16 protein-coding genes and 2 pseudogenes are annotated in these 15,571 nt (G+C 76.9%); 10 read left to right on the top strand and 8 right to left on the bottom strand.

What is annotated here, in order from left to right:
- Positions 1-108 precede the first annotated feature (108 nt).
- A pseudogene (locus tag CP974_RS01245) lies at positions 109-498 on the bottom strand (transposase); the annotation flags it as partial.
- Positions 499-810: 312 nt separating this feature from the next.
- Between CP974_RS01245 and CP974_RS01240 the strand changes: the two are divergent.
- The 6 genes and pseudogenes from CP974_RS01240 to CP974_RS30900 form a co-directional block, all read left to right on the top strand.
- The gene (locus tag CP974_RS01240) at positions 811-1,569 is read left to right on the top strand and encodes an SDR family NAD(P)-dependent oxidoreductase (RefSeq protein WP_031134482.1); all 759 of its coding nucleotides are present in this window, start codon (positions 811-813) and stop codon (positions 1,567-1,569) included.
- A 145-nt stretch (positions 1,570-1,714) separates the two neighbouring features.
- A complete protein-coding gene (locus tag CP974_RS29385; protein ID WP_158100737.1) occupies positions 1,715-1,888 on the top strand; it encodes a hypothetical protein in 174 nt (57 codons plus the stop codon).
- A gap of 227 nt (positions 1,889-2,115) precedes the next feature.
- Entirely contained in the window at positions 2,116-2,403 is a 288-nt protein-coding gene (locus CP974_RS01235; protein ID WP_140160831.1) for a hypothetical protein, read from the top strand.
- Positions 2,387-2,689, top strand: coding sequence for a PqqD family protein (locus tag CP974_RS01230; protein WP_031134487.1), 303 nt, complete (start codon positions 2,387-2,389; stop codon positions 2,687-2,689). The genes CP974_RS01235 and CP974_RS01230 overlap by 17 nt, the downstream gene beginning before the upstream one ends.
- Positions 2,690-2,694: 5 nt before the next feature.
- Positions 2,695-3,108 (top strand): lasso peptide biosynthesis B2 protein, encoded by a 414-nt coding sequence (locus CP974_RS01225; RefSeq protein ID WP_078915778.1) that lies wholly within the window; start codon positions 2,695-2,697, stop codon positions 3,106-3,108.
- Between the two features lie 115 nt (positions 3,109-3,223).
- Positions 3,224-3,613 (top strand): annotated as a pseudogene (locus tag CP974_RS30900) (protein-L-isoaspartate O-methyltransferase family protein); the annotation flags it as partial.
- Here CP974_RS30900 and CP974_RS30615 read toward each other — a convergent pair.
- Positions 3,541-3,717: a hypothetical protein gene (locus CP974_RS30615; RefSeq protein WP_228719705.1), complete on the bottom strand. Its 177-nt coding sequence runs from the start codon at positions 3,715-3,717 to the stop codon at positions 3,541-3,543. The pseudogene CP974_RS30900 and the gene CP974_RS30615 overlap by 73 nt on opposite strands.
- Positions 3,718-3,980: 263 nt before the next feature.
- Here CP974_RS30615 and CP974_RS01215 point away from each other — a divergent pair, with 263 nt between their 5' ends.
- The 3 genes from CP974_RS01215 (at position 3,981) to CP974_RS01205 (ending at position 5,993) form a co-directional block, all read left to right on the top strand.
- Positions 3,981-4,211, top strand: a complete 231-nt coding sequence (locus CP974_RS01215; RefSeq protein ID WP_051839796.1) for a hypothetical protein — start codon at positions 3,981-3,983, stop codon at positions 4,209-4,211.
- 402 nt (positions 4,212-4,613) lie between these two features.
- A complete protein-coding gene (locus CP974_RS01210) occupies positions 4,614-4,952 on the top strand; it encodes a DUF3140 domain-containing protein (protein WP_031134491.1) in 339 nt (112 codons plus the stop codon).
- A 12-nt stretch (positions 4,953-4,964) separates the two neighbouring features.
- On the top strand, positions 4,965-5,993 hold the full coding sequence (locus CP974_RS01205; protein ID WP_031134493.1) for a DNA topoisomerase IB: 1,029 nt from the start codon (positions 4,965-4,967) through the stop codon (positions 5,991-5,993).
- A gap of 221 nt (positions 5,994-6,214) precedes the next feature.
- Here the strand turns inward: CP974_RS01205 and CP974_RS01200 are convergent, their stop codons facing one another.
- Positions 6,215-6,964 carry an SDR family oxidoreductase gene (locus tag CP974_RS01200; protein WP_031136987.1) on the bottom strand — a complete coding sequence of 250 codons (750 nt, stop codon included), beginning with the start codon at positions 6,962-6,964 and terminating at the stop codon, positions 6,215-6,217.
- A 382-nt stretch (positions 6,965-7,346) separates the two neighbouring features.
- On the opposite strand from CP974_RS01200, the gene CP974_RS01195 reads away from it, so the two are divergent.
- Positions 7,347-8,633 (top strand): MFS transporter, encoded by a 1,287-nt coding sequence (locus CP974_RS01195; protein WP_031136984.1) that lies wholly within the window; start codon positions 7,347-7,349, stop codon positions 8,631-8,633.
- Positions 8,634-8,951: 318 nt separating this feature from the next.
- On the opposite strand, the gene rfaE2 is transcribed toward CP974_RS01195, so the two are convergent.
- The 5 genes from rfaE2 to CP974_RS01170 form a co-directional block, all read right to left on the bottom strand.
- The gene (gene rfaE2, locus CP974_RS01190; RefSeq protein ID WP_031137269.1) at positions 8,952-10,355 is read right to left on the bottom strand and encodes a D-glycero-beta-D-manno-heptose 1-phosphate adenylyltransferase; all 1,404 of its coding nucleotides are present in this window, start codon (positions 10,353-10,355) and stop codon (positions 8,952-8,954) included.
- Positions 10,352-10,984, bottom strand: a complete 633-nt coding sequence (locus CP974_RS01185) for a D-sedoheptulose-7-phosphate isomerase (RefSeq protein WP_069979434.1) — start codon at positions 10,982-10,984, stop codon at positions 10,352-10,354. Before CP974_RS01185 ends, rfaE2 begins: the two co-directional genes overlap by 4 nt.
- Before the next feature lie 373 nt (positions 10,985-11,357).
- Complete coding sequence (locus tag CP974_RS01180) at positions 11,358-12,596, bottom strand: glycosyltransferase (protein WP_031128804.1); 1,239 nt, start codon at positions 12,594-12,596, stop codon at positions 11,358-11,360.
- Positions 12,593-13,558 (bottom strand): glycosyltransferase, encoded by a 966-nt coding sequence (locus tag CP974_RS01175; protein ID WP_031128802.1) that lies wholly within the window; start codon positions 13,556-13,558, stop codon positions 12,593-12,595. The genes CP974_RS01180 and CP974_RS01175 overlap by 4 nt, the downstream gene beginning before the upstream one ends.
- Positions 13,555-15,426 (bottom strand): carbamoyltransferase family protein, encoded by a 1,872-nt coding sequence (locus tag CP974_RS01170; protein WP_223844550.1) that lies wholly within the window; start codon positions 15,424-15,426, stop codon positions 13,555-13,557. Before CP974_RS01170 ends, CP974_RS01175 begins: the two co-directional genes overlap by 4 nt.
- Positions 15,427-15,571 lie beyond the last annotated feature (145 nt).

Raw genomic sequence — 15,571 nt, 5'->3', positions numbered from 1 at the left:
GGTGCCGGCCACGTAGGCATAGGCGTGGTTGTCGTCCATGACGCGTGCGACGAGGAACTCCACAAGATCGTCCATGCGGCCATCCTCGCGGGCAAGGTGCTTTGGCGGTCAAGCGGCGGCCCAGATGAGGATCGCGGCGAGGTGGAGTGCGGCCTGGTAGGCGATGGCGAGCTTGTCCGTTCGCATGGCCAGGCCGCGCCACTGTTTGCGTCGGTTGATGCACCGTTCGACGGCGTTGCGCTGCTCGTACGCCTCGAGGTCGAAGGACGGTGGTCGGCCTCCATCGCGGCCTCGCCGCAGCCGGTGGCCGACCTGGTCGGACGGCTGTGGGATGACAGCGCGGATTCCGCGTCGGCGGAGGTGATTGCGGATCCCGCGGGATGAGTACGCGCGGTCCGCCAGTACGGCATCGGGTCGGGTTCTCGGTCGGCCAGGTCCGCTTCGCGGAACGCGGATGGCGGCCATGACGGTCTCGAAGGCCGGGGCGTCGCCCGCCTGGGCTGGGCTCGCGCATTCGACTGTCGCGAGTTCTCCGGGTTGCCGCCTCCGTTGGCTGCAGAGAGTGACGCTTGTTCTTGGTCGGCGCATGCACCGGCGATGGTTGGGCGTGCGAGCTCACCAGTGCCAGGTCCCTCATCGTGGCCGAGTCGTCCTGGCACCCGGCCTGCTTCCCGGGGGTGGTGACCGGGCGCAACGTGAGGTCGGATACCCGCCAGACTCGGCTGCCGTCGTACTGCAGTCTGACGGAGGTGGTCGTGCTCCGGGCCCAGCCGACCCCACTGGTACCACCTCACCCCGAAAGGTCTCTCCATGTCTTCCCGTCTGGACTCCAAGGTCTTCGTCGTCACCGGCGGTTCCTCCGGCATCGGCCTCGCCGTCGCGCGGCGACTCGCGTCGGAAGGCGCCGCCGTCGTCATCGGCGCCCGTCGCAAGGACATCGGTGAAGGGGCGGCCGAGAACATCCGGGCCATGGGTGGCCGGGCGCTCTTCGTTCCCGCCGATGTCTCCGTCGAGGCCGACGCAGCCGCGCTGGTCGCAGCGGCGCTCTCCGAATTCGGCAGCCTGGACGGGGCGTTCAACAACGCCGGCTCTGTCAATGCCTCCGGCCCGGTATCCAGTATCGACGGCGCCGCCTGGAATGCCGAGATCGCACAGAACGTCACCAGCGTCTTCAACTGCCTCAAGCACCAGATACCGGAGGTGCTCAAGACCCGTGGGGCGATCGTCAACAACGCCTCCAACATGGGGGTCGTCGCGCTGCCCGGCGTCGCCCCATACGTCGCCGCCAAGCACGCGGTCGTGGGTCTGACCCGGGCCACCGCGCTCGAAGTGGCCGAACAGGGCGTGCGTGTCAACGCCATCACCACCGGCGGCGTCGACACGCCGCTGGCCCGCACCTCGATGCTGACCAGCGACGAGGCCGTCGCGCAGATCTCGGCAATGCACCCGGTGAACCGCATCGCCCGGCCCGAGGAGATCGCCCCGTTCGTGGCGTTCCTGCTGAGCGACGACGCCTCGTTCATCACTGGCGCAGCCCTCGCGATCGACGGTGGATTCACCACCCGCTGACCGGCAGATTACTGGTGGGCTCTTGTATGCAACTGTCGCCAGGTCCCCGCGGAACCCAACCTGCCGGTGACCGTGTGTGACCTCCAGCGGCATAGCGGCTCCACGTCCCGCCGGTCTCGTCGAGCAGGCGGGTGGTGGTCTTGTCGTGGTAGCCGAGACCATCCGCGACGACGGGAGCGGGCATCTCAAGGAGTTGCTGTCGGATGGCGGCGCCGCGGGCGGCAGCCACTGGGACACCGATCTCGTTGAGGAGCACGGACAGGTGATCGGAGCGGAAGGGCTGGCGCGCCCGGCGGCCGGGAAACACCCGCAGGGCTGAAGCCGCACCCCCTTGACCGACCCCTTGACCAGCACGTGGTCAAGGGGTCGCGGCCGTGAAAACGGAGGCGGGCGCTCGTACGATGACCGCCGGGGGGAACCCGTTCCTGGACAACGAGGTCATCCGGGCCTGTCTCGCCGTGCCCGCCGACGAGCGCGGCGCCCCCCGGCGCCTACAAGCCGCTGCTGGACGCGGCGTCCGCCGGCAGCCCGGTGGTACCCGGCTTCGTGCTGGCCCGTACGGCGAAGGGCGGTTTCGACGCCCTCGCGTACGCGGGCCTGCGCGCAGGCGCCCCCGTCCTCAAGGACCTGCTGGGGCCGTCGTCGCAGCTCGCGGCGCTCGGGCTGGTCACCGAGCAGCCGGTCGCCGACGCGCTCACGCGGGCCGCGGCCGGGCAACCGACCGCCCAGGGCGCCCTGCACCCGGTGGTGGCCGCCGAGGTGTGGCTGCGGCAGCACACCGCCGCCCGGGCGGCGTGGTGGGAGGAGGTGGGCGGCCGTGTGGCGGCTGCGTGAGGGCACCCACCCCGTACTCACCGACGAGGGCGGCGCGATCCTCAGCGAGCAGACCGGCCGCTGGTCCTACCTGACCCCGACCGCGTCGGCCGCCGTGATGCTCCTGCTGGCCTCCACCAGCCAGGAGGAAGCCACTGACCGGTACGCCGAGCGGTACGGCATCGGCGTCGAGCAGGCCGCCGCCGACGTCCGCACGGTCGCCGAGGCACTGGCCGCGCAGAGCCTCGCCCTGCGCGGCCAGGCGCCGGCCCGGCCGCGCCGCCGCCGATGGAGGCGGCCGTCGTGACCAGCATGGAGGCGTACTCCACCGTCCGCACCGGCACGTGTCCCGAGCGGCTGGCCGCCGCGGCCGGGCTCGCGCTCGCCCTGGTCCTGCTGCGGCTGCCGTTCCGGCACACGGTCCGGGCCGCCCGTCTCGCCCGGCGCCGGGGCCGGCGCGAGCTGGACACGGCCCGGGCCGAGGCCCTCGTCGGCGCCGTACGGCACACGGCCCGCTGGTGGCCCGGGCGGGCCGCCTGCATGGAGACCTCCCTCGGGGCCGTGCTCGCCGCCGCCCTGCTCGGCCGCCGCCTCGACTGGCACCTGGGGGCCCGGTTCGCCCCGCCGCCGGTCGAGTACCACGCCTGGGCCGAACTGCCCGGCCACGGCCCCGTCGGCGAGTACACGGACGCCGGATGGCACCACCACACCGCCCTCACGATCTGACCCCCGTCAACGCGCCGCCGGGTGCGTGTCCTTCACCCGCCCGGAGCAGTTGTCGCATACAAGTGCCCCAAGCCCCTCGAAGGAGTGAGCAGCGACCGCCGTCGCCGGCGCCGCCATGACCGTCCCCGAACGCCACTACACCCACCACGACGGCCGCGGCGCCACCCCGCACCGCTCCAACCCGGCCGTCATCCACCGCGAGCTCACCACCCTCGACGTCCACGCGGGCATGAACGTCGCCGAGTCCGGCACCGGCTCCGGGTACTCCGGCGCCCTGCTCGCCCAGCTCGTCGGCCCCACCGGCCATGTGACCAGCCTCGACATCGACGCCTACCTCGTGCGCTGGGCGAACCTCATCCACCACGAGCGCGGCCTCGACCACATCCGCTGCCACGTCGCCGAAGGCACCGCCGGCTTCCCGGAGCGGGCGCCCTACGACCGGATGGTGGCCTGGTGCACCCCGCCGCTGCTGCCCAAGGCATGGGTGGACCAGGTCGCCGACGGCGGCCTGATCGTCGCCCCGCTCCCGACCGCGACCGTCCCCGACATGACGGTGGTCGCCAAGATCCGCGTGAGCGGCGCCGAGCCGGTCGTCAAGGCGGTGTTCACCGGCGGACACATCGAGGCGACCGGCTCCCCCAAGGACAACCTCGACCTGCCGGGCCGGTGGGTGGACTGGGAGAACCGCACCCCGGCCCCCTCGTGGATCTCCATCGCCTGGCGCGAAACGCGACGACCGCCTCCACACCGGCGCCCGCACCGCGCTCGCCCGCCTCCTCAAGAACGCCCACACCGAGCCGTACGACGGAGGCGAGCTCGACTGGCCGTCCTGGCGGACCTTCACCGCCGCCCAGGCCGACCCGCAGCTCACCATGGCCGGCCTCACCCCGGACCTGTGGGCCATCGGGCACTCCACCCAGGCCACGGCCGCCGTCCTCCAGCAAGACGGAACGATCCTCGCCGACCGCCCCGACTCCCCGTCCCTTGTCGCCCTGCGCGACTGGCTGACCGCCTGGGAGGACGTCGGCCGCCCAGCGCCCGAGACCTACACCCCCGCCCTCGCCCGAGGCGCCTACGGCCGGCACCTGCGCCTGACCCGATAGGCCGCGCCGAGCCCTCGAAGCTCAGGGGCCCGGGCGGGGAGCGTGACGGCCCCCGCCCGGGCCCCTGGCAGTCTCCGGCCCGCCCCGGGCCCGGGCGTACGGTGGAGACATGGCCGGGCGTCTCCAGGTCGTCGGCGGGCACCGGCAGGGCCCTGCATCCGGCTCTCCGACGCCCGCCTGGCGTAGCGGCGACGCTGCTCGGCGACGAACTCGGTACCGAAGCGGCGCGGGGCCTGTTCCATGGTCATGGCCCCGGATTCTCCACCTCCCCGCCGCTGCACGCAGCCAAGGTGCCCAAGGCCAACCCGTCAGCGCCGCCTGGTGTTCGCTGGCGGGTTTGCGGGCCAGGCGCGGGGCAACCCGTGCGGGAGACATCCGTACCGGCCCGACGGGAGGAACGTCATGGCAGCGTCCGACCGGATCAGCGCCGAGCTGTGGGACGAGTTCCACGCGGCGGTCAACATGACCTCGCGCGAACTCCAGGAGTGGCTGAGCACCACGGCCGCCCACGAGGAGACCGAGGAACTCCCCGACCGCGCCGGGCCCCGCACCGGCCGCCGCGTGCTGGAGATCCTGGGCAAGCGGCGCACCGACCTCACCGAGGACGACGTCGCCGTGATGCGCCGCGTCTGCGGCGTCGTCCGCTCGCAGCGCGATCCCGACATGGAGCCCACGGCCGGCGGCGCCGACTGGCGGCACGGCCTGATGAACATCGGCCACGACCCGCTGAAGCCGGCCTGAGCGGCGCCGCCCGTGCGCCTCGCCCACGTCCGGCCCACCGATCCGGGCCACACCCGCGTCCGCCACGGGCGCGGCTTCCGCTATCTGGACCCGAGCGGCGGACCGCTGCGCGACCCGGCGGAGCTGACCCGGGTCAAGGCCCTCGTCATCCCGCCCGCGTGGCGGGACGTGTGGATCTGCGCCCGGCCCAACGGCCACCTCCAGGCCGTCGGCACGGACGCCGCGGGACGGCGCCAGTACCTGTACCACCCGGTCTTCCGCGCCCGGCAGGAGCAGGCCAAGCACGACCACGTCCTGGAGCTCGCCGAGGCCCTGCCCCGCGTCCGGGAGGCCGTCGAGGCGGGCCTGGCCACGCGGGGCCTGACCCGCGAGCGCGTCCTCGCCACCGCCGTGCGCCTCCTCGACCTCGGCTTCCTGCGCGTCGGCGGCGAGCGGTACGCCGACCGGAACCAGACGTACGGGCTGACCACCCTGCTGCGCGACCACTCCACCCGCACCCGCGGCGAGATCGTCCTCAGCTACCCGGCGAAGCACGGCAGGCAGCGCGTCCACGCCGTCGCCGACGAGCCGACGCTGCGCGCCCTCACCGCGCTCGCGCGCCGCGGGGGCGGCGGCGAGCGGCTCCTCGCGTACTGGGAGGGCCGCGCCTGGCACGACGTCAGCGGCGCCGAGGTCAACGCGTACCTGCGCGACCTCGCCGGCGTCGAGGCCACCGCGAAGGACTTCCGCACCTGGCACGCCACCGTCATGGCGGCCGTCGCCCTCGCCGTCTCCGAAACCGTCGCGCACAGCGAGACCGCGCGCCGCCGCGCCGTCGCACGGGCCGTGCGCGAGGTCGCCGGCTACCTCGGCAACACGCCCGCGGTGTGCCGGGCGTCCTACATCAACCCGCGCGTCGTCGAACTGTACGAGGAGGGCGTCACGCTCGCCCCCGCCCTGCCCTCGCTCGGCGCCGGTGCCGTCCACGGCCTCCCCGCCACCCACGGCCCCGCCGAACGGGCCGTCCTGCGGATGCTGCGCGACGGCCGCCCGCCCGGCTGAGCGCCGCCGCCCGCCCGGCGCGCGTGCCCCGGCCCGGTCCCTTCCGGGCCGCGCCCCTCGGCGGCCGCGTGCGACCGCTCCGTACGGCCGCCCCGGCCGGGCGGCCCGCCACGCGCCCGGCGCCCCCGCCGGGGCGTCCCCGCCGGGTCGTCCCCGGCCTGCCCGGCGCCCCGGCCCGTCCGTCGCCCACGGTCAGGCGCGCCGCGCCGCGCGTCCGGCGGCTACGGCCAGGACGGCTCCCGCCGCGGCACGACGACGATCTCGCCCGCCACACTGCCCTCGGGCACCGACAGCGCGTACATCACCGCGTCCGCGACGACGTCGGGGCTCTGCAGCATCGACACGTCCGAGTCCGGGAAGCGGTCCATGATGAACGGCGTCTCCATGCCGCCCGCCACGACCCCCGTCACCCCGATGCCCGGGCAGTCCCGCTGGGCCTCCTTGAACAGCGTGTGCGTGAACGCCCGCAGCCCCGACTTGCCCGCCGCGTACGGCCCGGCCTCCGTCCAGGTGCGGTTGGCCGCCGTGGACAGGATGTTCACGATGTGGCCGCCGCCGCGCGCGATCATGCGCCGGTAGGCCTCCAGGCACAGGTACACCGGGCCGAGCAGGTTCGTCTGGACCACCCGCGTCACCTCCTCGGCCGTCAGGTGCTCGATCGGCTTCGACACGTCCACGGCCGCGTTGTTGACCAGCACGTCGACCCCCTGCCCGGCGCCGTCCAGCTCCCGGAAGACCCCGGCCACCGCGTCCGGGTCCCGGACGTCCAGCTCCACGAAGCGCGCCTCGCCGCCGTCCCCGTTCAGCTCGTCGCACAGCTCCCGCGCCAGCTCCTTGCGCACGTCCGCCACCAGGACCGACGCGCCGGCCCCGGCCAGCCGCCGCACGATCGAGGCGCCCAGGCCCCGCGCCCCGCCGGTCACCAGCGCCTGCCTGCCGCGCAGGTCGACCCGTACTCCACTGCTGCCCATGCCGCGGCCTCCGCCTTCCTCGGGTGTGGTGCACTGGCTTCCCACTGTGACCCGCGCGACACGGACCGGCACCCCGGACGGTCACTGTGAGCAAGCACACGGTTTGGCCGGATTCCCCTCGGCGCGGGGCCCGTTGCGCCGTCCCCGGCCCACCCGGGGGCCGCGGCGGAGGCCCGGCCCACGGAGGCACCCCGCGCGAACTGCCACGATGGTCCGCGCACCGTTGCGGTGGAGCCGCGGCGCGCGGGAAGCCCGCGCCGGCCACCCGCCGTGATCCGCCATTCGAGCCCCCTCCCTCACCGTGCCTCCTTCCCTCCGGGCCACCGCGCCCGCCCCGCCCGCCGCCGGCGCGTCGCCGTGGCGCTCGCTGCGGTACCGCAGCATGCGCTGGTGGTCCGTCGCGAACCTCGTCTCCAACGCCGGTACGTGGATGCAGCTGACCGTGCAGAACCTGCTGGTCCTGCAGATCACCGGCTCCGCCGCCGCGACCGGGCTGTCCCTCTCCGTGCAGGCCGCGCCCGGTCTGCTCGTGGGCATGGCCGGCGGGGCCGCCGTCGACCGCTGGCCCCGCAAGCTGACCGCCGCCGTCAGCCAGGCCCTCCTCGGCCTGGTCGCCTTCACCACGGCGTTCCTCGTCGCCACCGACCGGCTGGGGCTGGGCGTGCTCATGGCGCTCGCCGCCGTCACCGGCCTGATCGCCACCGTCGACGGGCCCGCCTGCGCGCTGCTCGGCAACGACCTGGTGCGCACCGAGGACGTGCCGTCCGCCATCGGGGTCGGCTCCCTCGTCCACAACGCGGGCCGCCTGGCGGGCGCCGGGCTCGCGGGCGTCGCGGTCGCCTTCCTGGGCACGGCCTCGGCGTACGCGGCCAACGGGCTGTCGTTCCTGTTCGTGGCGGCCGTCATCCCCTTCCTGCGGCCGGTGGGCGAACCGGCCCGTCCGCCGGAGCGGACGGCCGCGGAGCCGGGGCCCGCGGGAGCGCCGGAGGGCCGTGGGCGGGAGGGCCGGGAGCGGGACGCCGCCGGGATGACCGTACGGGAGGGGCTGGCGTTCTTCGCCCGCCGCCCGCGGCTGGTGGGTCTCGCCGTCGTCTGCGGCGTCAGCGCCGTCTTCGGCCGCAACTACGGGCTGACACTCGCCGTGCTCGTCACCGGGCCGCTCGCCGGGGGCGCCGGGGCGTTCGGCACCGTCTCCACCGTCCTCGCGGTCGGCGGCATCGTCGGCGCCGTCCTCGGAGCCCGGCTGCGCCGGCCGTCCGTGCGGCTCGTCGGCACCCTCGCGGCGGCCGGCGGGCTCCTCCAGGCGGCGGCCGGGCTGTCGCCGTCGCCGGCCGTGCTGCTGGTGCTCGTCCTGCCGATGGCCGTGGCCGAGTCCGTCTCCGACACCGCCGGCACCACCGTCCTGCAGACCGACCCGCCGCCGCACCTGCGCGGGCGCGTCCTCGGCGTGTGGAGCACCGTCCGTACGGTGTGGAGCCTCGCCGGGCCGCCCGCGCTCGGCCTGCTCATGGAGCTGGCGGGCGCGCGCGGCGCGCTCGTGGCGGGCGGCCTGGTGATCGCCGCCGTCGTCCTGGCGGGCCGCCTCGCGCACGGCCGCCGCGCCGCGGCCCCGGTGCTGCTCGCCCCCGAGCCCGCCGCCGTCCGGCCCGCCCTCGGCACGGCGGCCTGACCACCGCCACCGCCCCAGGGCGGCCGCGGGGGTGCGCGCGCCGGGGCGGGAGCCCGCCCGCGGGGCACCGCGCCGGGCCGCGGCCCGGCGGTCCGCCCGGACGGGCCGGCGCGGGTCCGGCCGGATGCCGGTCAGGGCCGGGCGGGGCCCGTCCCCGGACCTGACCCGCGCCCGGCCGGACGGTCGAGCCGATCCGGGCGGGGGCTCGCCGGGCACCTCCGGGCGGGAGCACCGGACCGGCCCGCCCGGCCGCCCGACCCGCCGCCCGCCCGCCCGCCGTCCGGCTCGGGCGGGCGCTCCGGTCGTCCGGGCCGCCGCTCAGCCCCCGGCCGGCCGGGCCGCCGCACGGGCCGCGCGGTGCGCCAGCAGGGTGGTGGAGCGGCCGTCCAGGTACGGCAGGACCACCGCCTGCCCGCCCCAGCCGCGCAGCACCTCCGCCTCGGGCAGGTCCTCCGCCGAGTAGTCGCCGCCCTTCACCCACACGTCGGGCCGCAGCCGCGCCAGCAGCTCCGCGGGGGTGTCGCCGTCGAAGACGGCGACCGCGTCGACGCTGCCCAGCCCGGCCAGCACCCGCGTGCGGTCCGCCAGCGGGTTCAGCGGACGGCCGGGCCCCTTCAGCCGCGTCACCGACACGTCGGAGTTCACGCACACGATCAGGCAGTCGCCGATCCGCCGCGCGCTCTCCAGCAGCCCGACGTGCCCGGCGTGCAGCAGGTCGAAGCAGCCGCCCGTGGCCACCACGGTCCCGCCCCGCGCCCGCACCCGCTGCGCGAGCGCGAACGGGTCGGTCACCGGAGGCCGGTGCCGCCCCGGCTCCACCGGCGTCCGCCACAGCGCCGGGTTGCCCGCCCCGCCCGCCGCCACGAACGCCGCCGCCTCCGCCACGCCGCGCTGCACGGCCTCCTCCGGCAGGGCCCCGTCGGCCAGGGCGGCGGCCGTCGCCGCGGCGAAGCAGTCGCCCGCGCCGCACGGGTCGCCCGCCGCCCGGTAGGGGGCGGGCACCAGCATCGGCGTGCCCGTGCCGGGGCCGGGCCGGGTCAGCAGGACCCCGCGCTCCCCGAGGGTCACCGCGACGGCGGCGGCCCGCCACCGGTCCGCCAGCTCCGAGCCCCGCTGCGCGTACGCCCGCAGGGAGGCGCCGGGAACGCCCGCGGCCAGCGCCTCGGTCTCGGCGCCGTTCGGGGTGACGATCCGCGCCCCCGGCACCGGGTCGCCGCCGCGCGGATGCGGGTCCCACACCACCGGCACGCGCGGCGCGACGGCCGCGAGCACGTCCCGCACCGCCTCCGCCGTGCCGCGCCCGTAGTCCGCGACCAGCACGGCGTGCGCCCCGGCCAGCACGTCGCGGACCGCGTCGCCGGGCTTCCCCGGCGCCCCGCCGCCCCGGTCGATCCGCACCAGCGGCCGGCCGGACGCCAGCACCCGCGTCTTCACCGGCAGGGTGCCGCTCAGCGGCAGCTCCACCAGCCGGACCCGGCCCTCCAGGGACCGGCGCACCGCGTCGCTCGCCGGGTCGGCGCCGAGCGCGGTCACCAGCACCACCTCCCGGCCGCCGCGGGTGGCCAGCGCGGCGGCCAGCGCGGCGCCGCCGGGCCGCCGGTGGTCGCCCGTCACGTCCACGACCGGCGCGGGCGCGTCCGGCGCGAGCCGGGTGGAGGTGCCCTCGATGTCCTCGTCCAGCAGCGCGTCCCCGACGACGACCAGCGGCCGGCGGGCGCTCACGACAGCCTCCGCCGGGCCGCCGCGGGCGCGAGCACGCCCGGCGCGCCGCCGGTGCGCCGGGCCGGGGCCGCCGCGCCCGCCCCGGCGGCCCCGCCCGCCTCGACCGCCGCGTCGAAGCACTCGCACAGCACGTGCACGGCCACCAGGTGCGCCTCCTGCACGGTGGCCGCGGACCCGGCGTCCACGCACAGCGCCTCGTGCGCGGCCTCCGCCAGCGGGTTGGGCGCGGGCCCGGTCAGCGCCCACACCCGTACCCCGGCGGAGCGCGCGGTCGCCGCCGCCGCGATCAGGTTGCCGCTCCGTCCCGACGTGGACATCAGCAGCAGGACGTCGCCGGGGCGGCCGTGCGCGGCGACCTGCCGCGCGTACACCTGGTCGAAGCCGTAGTCGTTGCCGATCGCGGTGAGGCTGGACGTCTCGGCGTGCAGGGAGATCGCCGAGTACGCGGGCCGCTCGCGCCGGTAGCGGCCCACCAGTTCGGCCGTCAGGTGCTGCGCCTGGGCGGCGCTGCCGCCGTTCCCGGCGGCCAGCAGCCGCCCCCCGCCGGGCAGGACGACCGCCAGCCGGGCGCCCCACCGGGCGATCCGGTCCAGGTGGTCGCGGCGGAGGCGGGCGACCGCCTCCTCCAGCGAGGCGCAGTGCCGCCGCGCGGCCTCGTGCGCCGCGGGGGTGGGGCCGCCGGCGGCGGACGCGGTGGACGCGGTGGACGCGGCAGACGCGGTGGACGGGCCGGCGAGGCCGGTGGGGAGGCCGGCCGGGGGGCCGGCGGTGGGGGGATCGGGCGGCTGGGGGAGCCCGGTGGGGTCGGGCGGTCCGTGGACCCCGGGCACTTCGGGGGTCCCGTCGGGGAGGGAGTGTCGGCTCATGTGTGTTCGGGCGCCTGCTCCGGCGAAACGGCGGCGGCGGACCCGCACCTCCTTCGTCGTTCGGTTCGGCTGCGCTGTCGGCCGGTGGCCGCCGGGCGGTCCGGCTGCGGTGGCCACCGGCGGGGCAGGGCCGGTCTCAGACCGCGTCCGGTACGGCCGGCCGGGCGGCGAGCACCCGCGCGTACACGGCCTCGGTGGCCGCCGCGACGCGGTCCCAGCCGTACCGGTCGAGGACCCGCCGCCTGCCCGCCGCGCCGCACGCCGCGCGCAGCCGCGGGTCGGCCAGGAACTCCGCCGCGGCCCGTGCCAGGGCGGCCGGGTCGCGGGGCGGTACGAGCCGTCCGCAGCCGGGGTCGGCCACCGTGTCGAGCTGCCCGCCCACGGCGGTGGCCACCACCGGCCGCCCGCACGCCATGGCCTCCAGCGGCACGATGCCGAACGGCTCGTAGTCCGCGGGGCACACCACCACGTCGGCGCCGCGCAGCAGCGTCGCCACCTCGTCGCGGGAGACCGCGCCGGTGAACCGCACCCGGTCGGCGACCCCGGCGAGCCGGGCCACCCGCCGCAGCCGCCGCACCTCCGGGTCGGTGTCCAGCGCGTCCGCCCGCGGCCCGCCGACGACGACCAGCTCCGTGTCGGGCAGCCGGGACAGCGCCACGACCGCCACGGCCGCGCCCTTGCGGGGCACGAGCCGGCCCAGCTGCAGCAGCCGGTGCCGGGCCGGCCCGCGCGGGGCCGCCGGGCCGGCGGGGGAGAACTGCTCGGGGTCCACGCCGCACGGCACCACGCTCACCCGGTCCGGCGGCACGCCCATGCGCCGCAGCTCCCGCACCTCGTCCCGGCAGGTCGCGATGACCCGGTCGCAGGCGAGCCCCACCTCGCACTCGGCGCCGATCCGCTCCGGCGGGCTCGTGTCCGCCTCCCTCTGGTGGCGCCGCTTCACCGTGCCGAGCGCGTGGTACGTGTGCAGCAGCGGCACCCGCAGGGCGCGCGCCGCCCGCACGGAGGCGACCCCGGACATCCAGTAGTGCGAGTGGAGCACGTCCGGCGGGCGCCCCTGGAGCACCCCGGCCAGGTACCGGCCGAAGGCGTCCATGTACGGCGGCAGCTCGTCCTTCGGCACCGGCTCGGGCGGCCCGGCCGGCACGTGGTGCACCACGACGCCGGGCCGCACCGCCACCTCGGCCGGCAGCCGGGCGTCGTCGCGCCGGGTGAAGACCGTCACCCGGTGGCCGCGGTCGGCGAGGGCGCCGGCGAGCCGCGCCACGTGCACGTTCTGCCCGCCCGCGTCGACGCCTCCCAGCGCCGCCAGGGGGCTCGCGTGCTCCGAGACGAGCACCACCGACAGGCGCCGCGCGAGGTCGTGGCCGGTCATGAGCGCACCTCCGTCAGCACGCGCTCCCAGTCGTCCAGGAAGCGCTTGAGTCCGTACCGTTCGAGCGCCGCCTGCCGGGCGCGGGCGCCGTCCTCGACGGCGGCCTCCGGCTCCTCCAGGTACCGCCGCGCCGCCGCCGCCAGCACCTCGGGGCGGGTCGACAGGGTCCCGGCGCCCGCCGGGACCGCCTCCACCGCCTCCGTGGTGGCCAGCGCCACCACCGGCATCCCCAGGTGCATCGCCTCCAGCAGGGACAGGCCCAGCGAGGTCCACCGCACCGGGTGCAGGTACAGCCGGCGCCGCGCCATCTCGGTGTGCAGCTCCCGCTGGGGGAGGTCGCGGGCCCGGCAGCGCTCCTCGGGCAGCCGCAGGTGCGAGGCGAGGTTCTCGGCGCGCATCCCGAACACGTCGAGCGGCGCGGCCTCGGACAGGGCGGGCAGCAGGTCCGTCCCGGTGTACCGGCCGCGCCGGACCGGCTCGTTGACGACGACCGCCGCGCGGGCCAGCCGGCCCGTGTACAGGTGGCCGGGGTCGACGACGCCGTGCTCGACCACCTCGGCGCGGGCCCGGCCGCTGTCCCAGAACAGGCGGTTGAAGTGGGTGACGTGGACGAGCGTCAGCCCGGCGCGGTCGGCGCACGGGTGCCGGGTGTCCGGCACGTCGCCGTCGGGCGCGTTGTGCTCCAGGTACACGGCGGGCACGTCCCGGCCGGGGCGGCGCCCGCCGAGCCAGCGCTCGGCGAGGGCGAACTCCTCGGGGCGCTGGAGGAGGACCACGTCGACCGGCTCCTCCCGCAGCTGTTCGGGGGTCACCTCCCGCACGGTGTGCGGCCAGTCGAAGGTGCGGGCCCGGCCCCGCCCGTCGGGGCCGCGGTCCGGCAGCACGGGGACGAGGTAGGTGTGCGGGCCCTGGACGAACGCCGTCGTCCAGGAGCCGTGGACGTGCCAGAGCAGGATGTTCACCGCGCCGCCCTCCTCACCGGCCGGGCGCCCGGTGCGCCCCCGGACCCGGGGGCGCCACGCGCGTCGCGCGCGTCCCGCCCCGGGGCCCCGGAGTCCGGGCCCCGCGGGTCCCCGGAGTCCCGTGGGTCCTGGGCGTCCCGGGAGTCCCGTGCCTCCCGCAGCGACTCGCGGGAGTCCAGCGACTCCAGGGAGTCCCGGGTGTTCTGGGAGTCCTGGGAGTCCGCCGTGAAGAAGGCGCCCCGGCGCACCGCGTACGGGCCGATCGCCAGCAGGTCCACGGGCGTCGAGCCGAAGCACTCCAGCGCGTCGCGCGGATCGTCCACCATGGGCCGGCCGGCCGTGTTGAGGCTGGTGTTGACGACCACCGGCAGTCCGGTGAGCCGCTCGAACTCCTCCAGCATCCGGGCGACCAGCGGCTCGGCCGCCCGGTCCACGGTCTGGATGCGGGCGGTGCCGTCGACGTGGACCACGGCCGGGATCCGGTCGCGCCACTCGGGCGCCACCTCGTGCACGAAGAGCATGTACGGGCTGGGCATCCGCCCGGTGAAGATCTCCGCCGCCCGCTCGGCCAGCACCATCGGCGCCACCGGCCGGAACTGCTCGCGGCCCTTCACGTCGTTGAGCCGCTCCAGGTTCCCCGCGTGCCCCGGATGGGCCAGGAGCGAGCGGTGGCCGAGCGCCCGCGGGCCGTACTCCGCACGCCCCTGGAACCAGGCGACGACCGCGTTGTCCGCCAGCGCCCGCGCGACGTCCGCCGCGATGTCCGGCGGCCGGTCGAACGGCACCTGAGCCGTCTTCAGCCAGGCGCCCAGCTCCGCGTCGGACCAGTCGCGGCCCAGGTCGGCGCCGCCCATGGGCGCCACGTCGTCGCCGGCGCCCGCGGCGAGCAGCATCGCCCCGCCCAGCGCCGTCCCGGCGTCGCCCGCGGCCGGCTGCACCCACACCCGCGAGAACGGGCCCTCGCGCGCGATGCGGGCGTTGGCCACGCAGTTGAGCGCCACGCCGCCGGCGAGCGTCAGCAGCGAGTCGCGGGTCCGGCCGTGCAGCCAGCGCACCAGGTCCAGCAGCGTCTCCTCCAGCACGGCCTGGGCGCTCGCCGCGAGGTCCGCGTGGTCCTGCGTCCACGCCTCCTGCGGGCCGCGCGGCGGGGACAGCTCCCGCCACGGCACGCCCGCCGCGCGGAAGCCGCCGTCACCGGTCGGGTACACGTACCGGCGCAGCTCCTCCCGCATGCGGGGGCGGCCGTAGGAGGCCAGGGCCATCACCTTGAACTCGTCGGAGGAGCGCAGGAAGCCCAGGTGCTCGGTCAGCTCCTCGTACACCAGGCCCAGCGAGTGCGGCAGGTCCTGGGCGGCCAGCGGCTCCAGCCGGTCGCGGACGCGGCGGGCGGCCAGGTGCGAGGCCCGCTCGCCGCGCCCGTCGAGGACGAGGACGGAGCTGGTGGCGGCGCCCGCCTCGTCGGTGGCGAAGGCGGCGGACGCGGCGTGCGCCATGTGGTGCGGCACGAACCTGACGGCCTCCGGGTCGAGGCCGGGCAGCGCCGTCGCCAGGAAGCCGGGCGCCTCGCGCGCGTACGTCAGCCGCAGGTGGTCCCACGGGTCGGCGAGGCCCATCTCGTCGGCGGGCCGGGCGAGGGCCGGGTCGAACGAGTACGCGACGGCGTCCACGTCCCGCGGGCGCAGCCCGGCGCGTTCGAGGCACCAGGCGGCGGCCTTCTCCGGCAGCTCCCAGGCGGAGAACGGCACGGGGCGCTTGCCGTGCTTGCGCCGGGAGAAGCGTTCCTCCTCGGCGGCGGCGACCACGCGTCCGTCGACCACCAGCGCGGCGGCGGGATCGTGGAAGAGGGCGTTGATTCCGAGAATGCGCATGGGGTCCCTGTCTTTCGGCGCGTCGGGCGGTCGGGCGTCGGGCGGTCGGGCGTCGGGCGGTCGGGTGCCGGGCGGTCGGGTGCCGGGCTTCCGGCGTTGTCGGTCCGGTCCGGTCCGGTCCAGTCCGGTCCGGTCCGGGTGCCGG

The sequence above is a fragment of the Streptomyces fradiae ATCC 10745 = DSM 40063 genome, assembly GCF_008704425.1.
GTDB lineage: Bacteria > Actinomycetota > Actinomycetes > Streptomycetales > Streptomycetaceae > Streptomyces > Streptomyces fradiae.
This window is presented reverse-complemented; position numbering and strand designations above follow the sequence as displayed.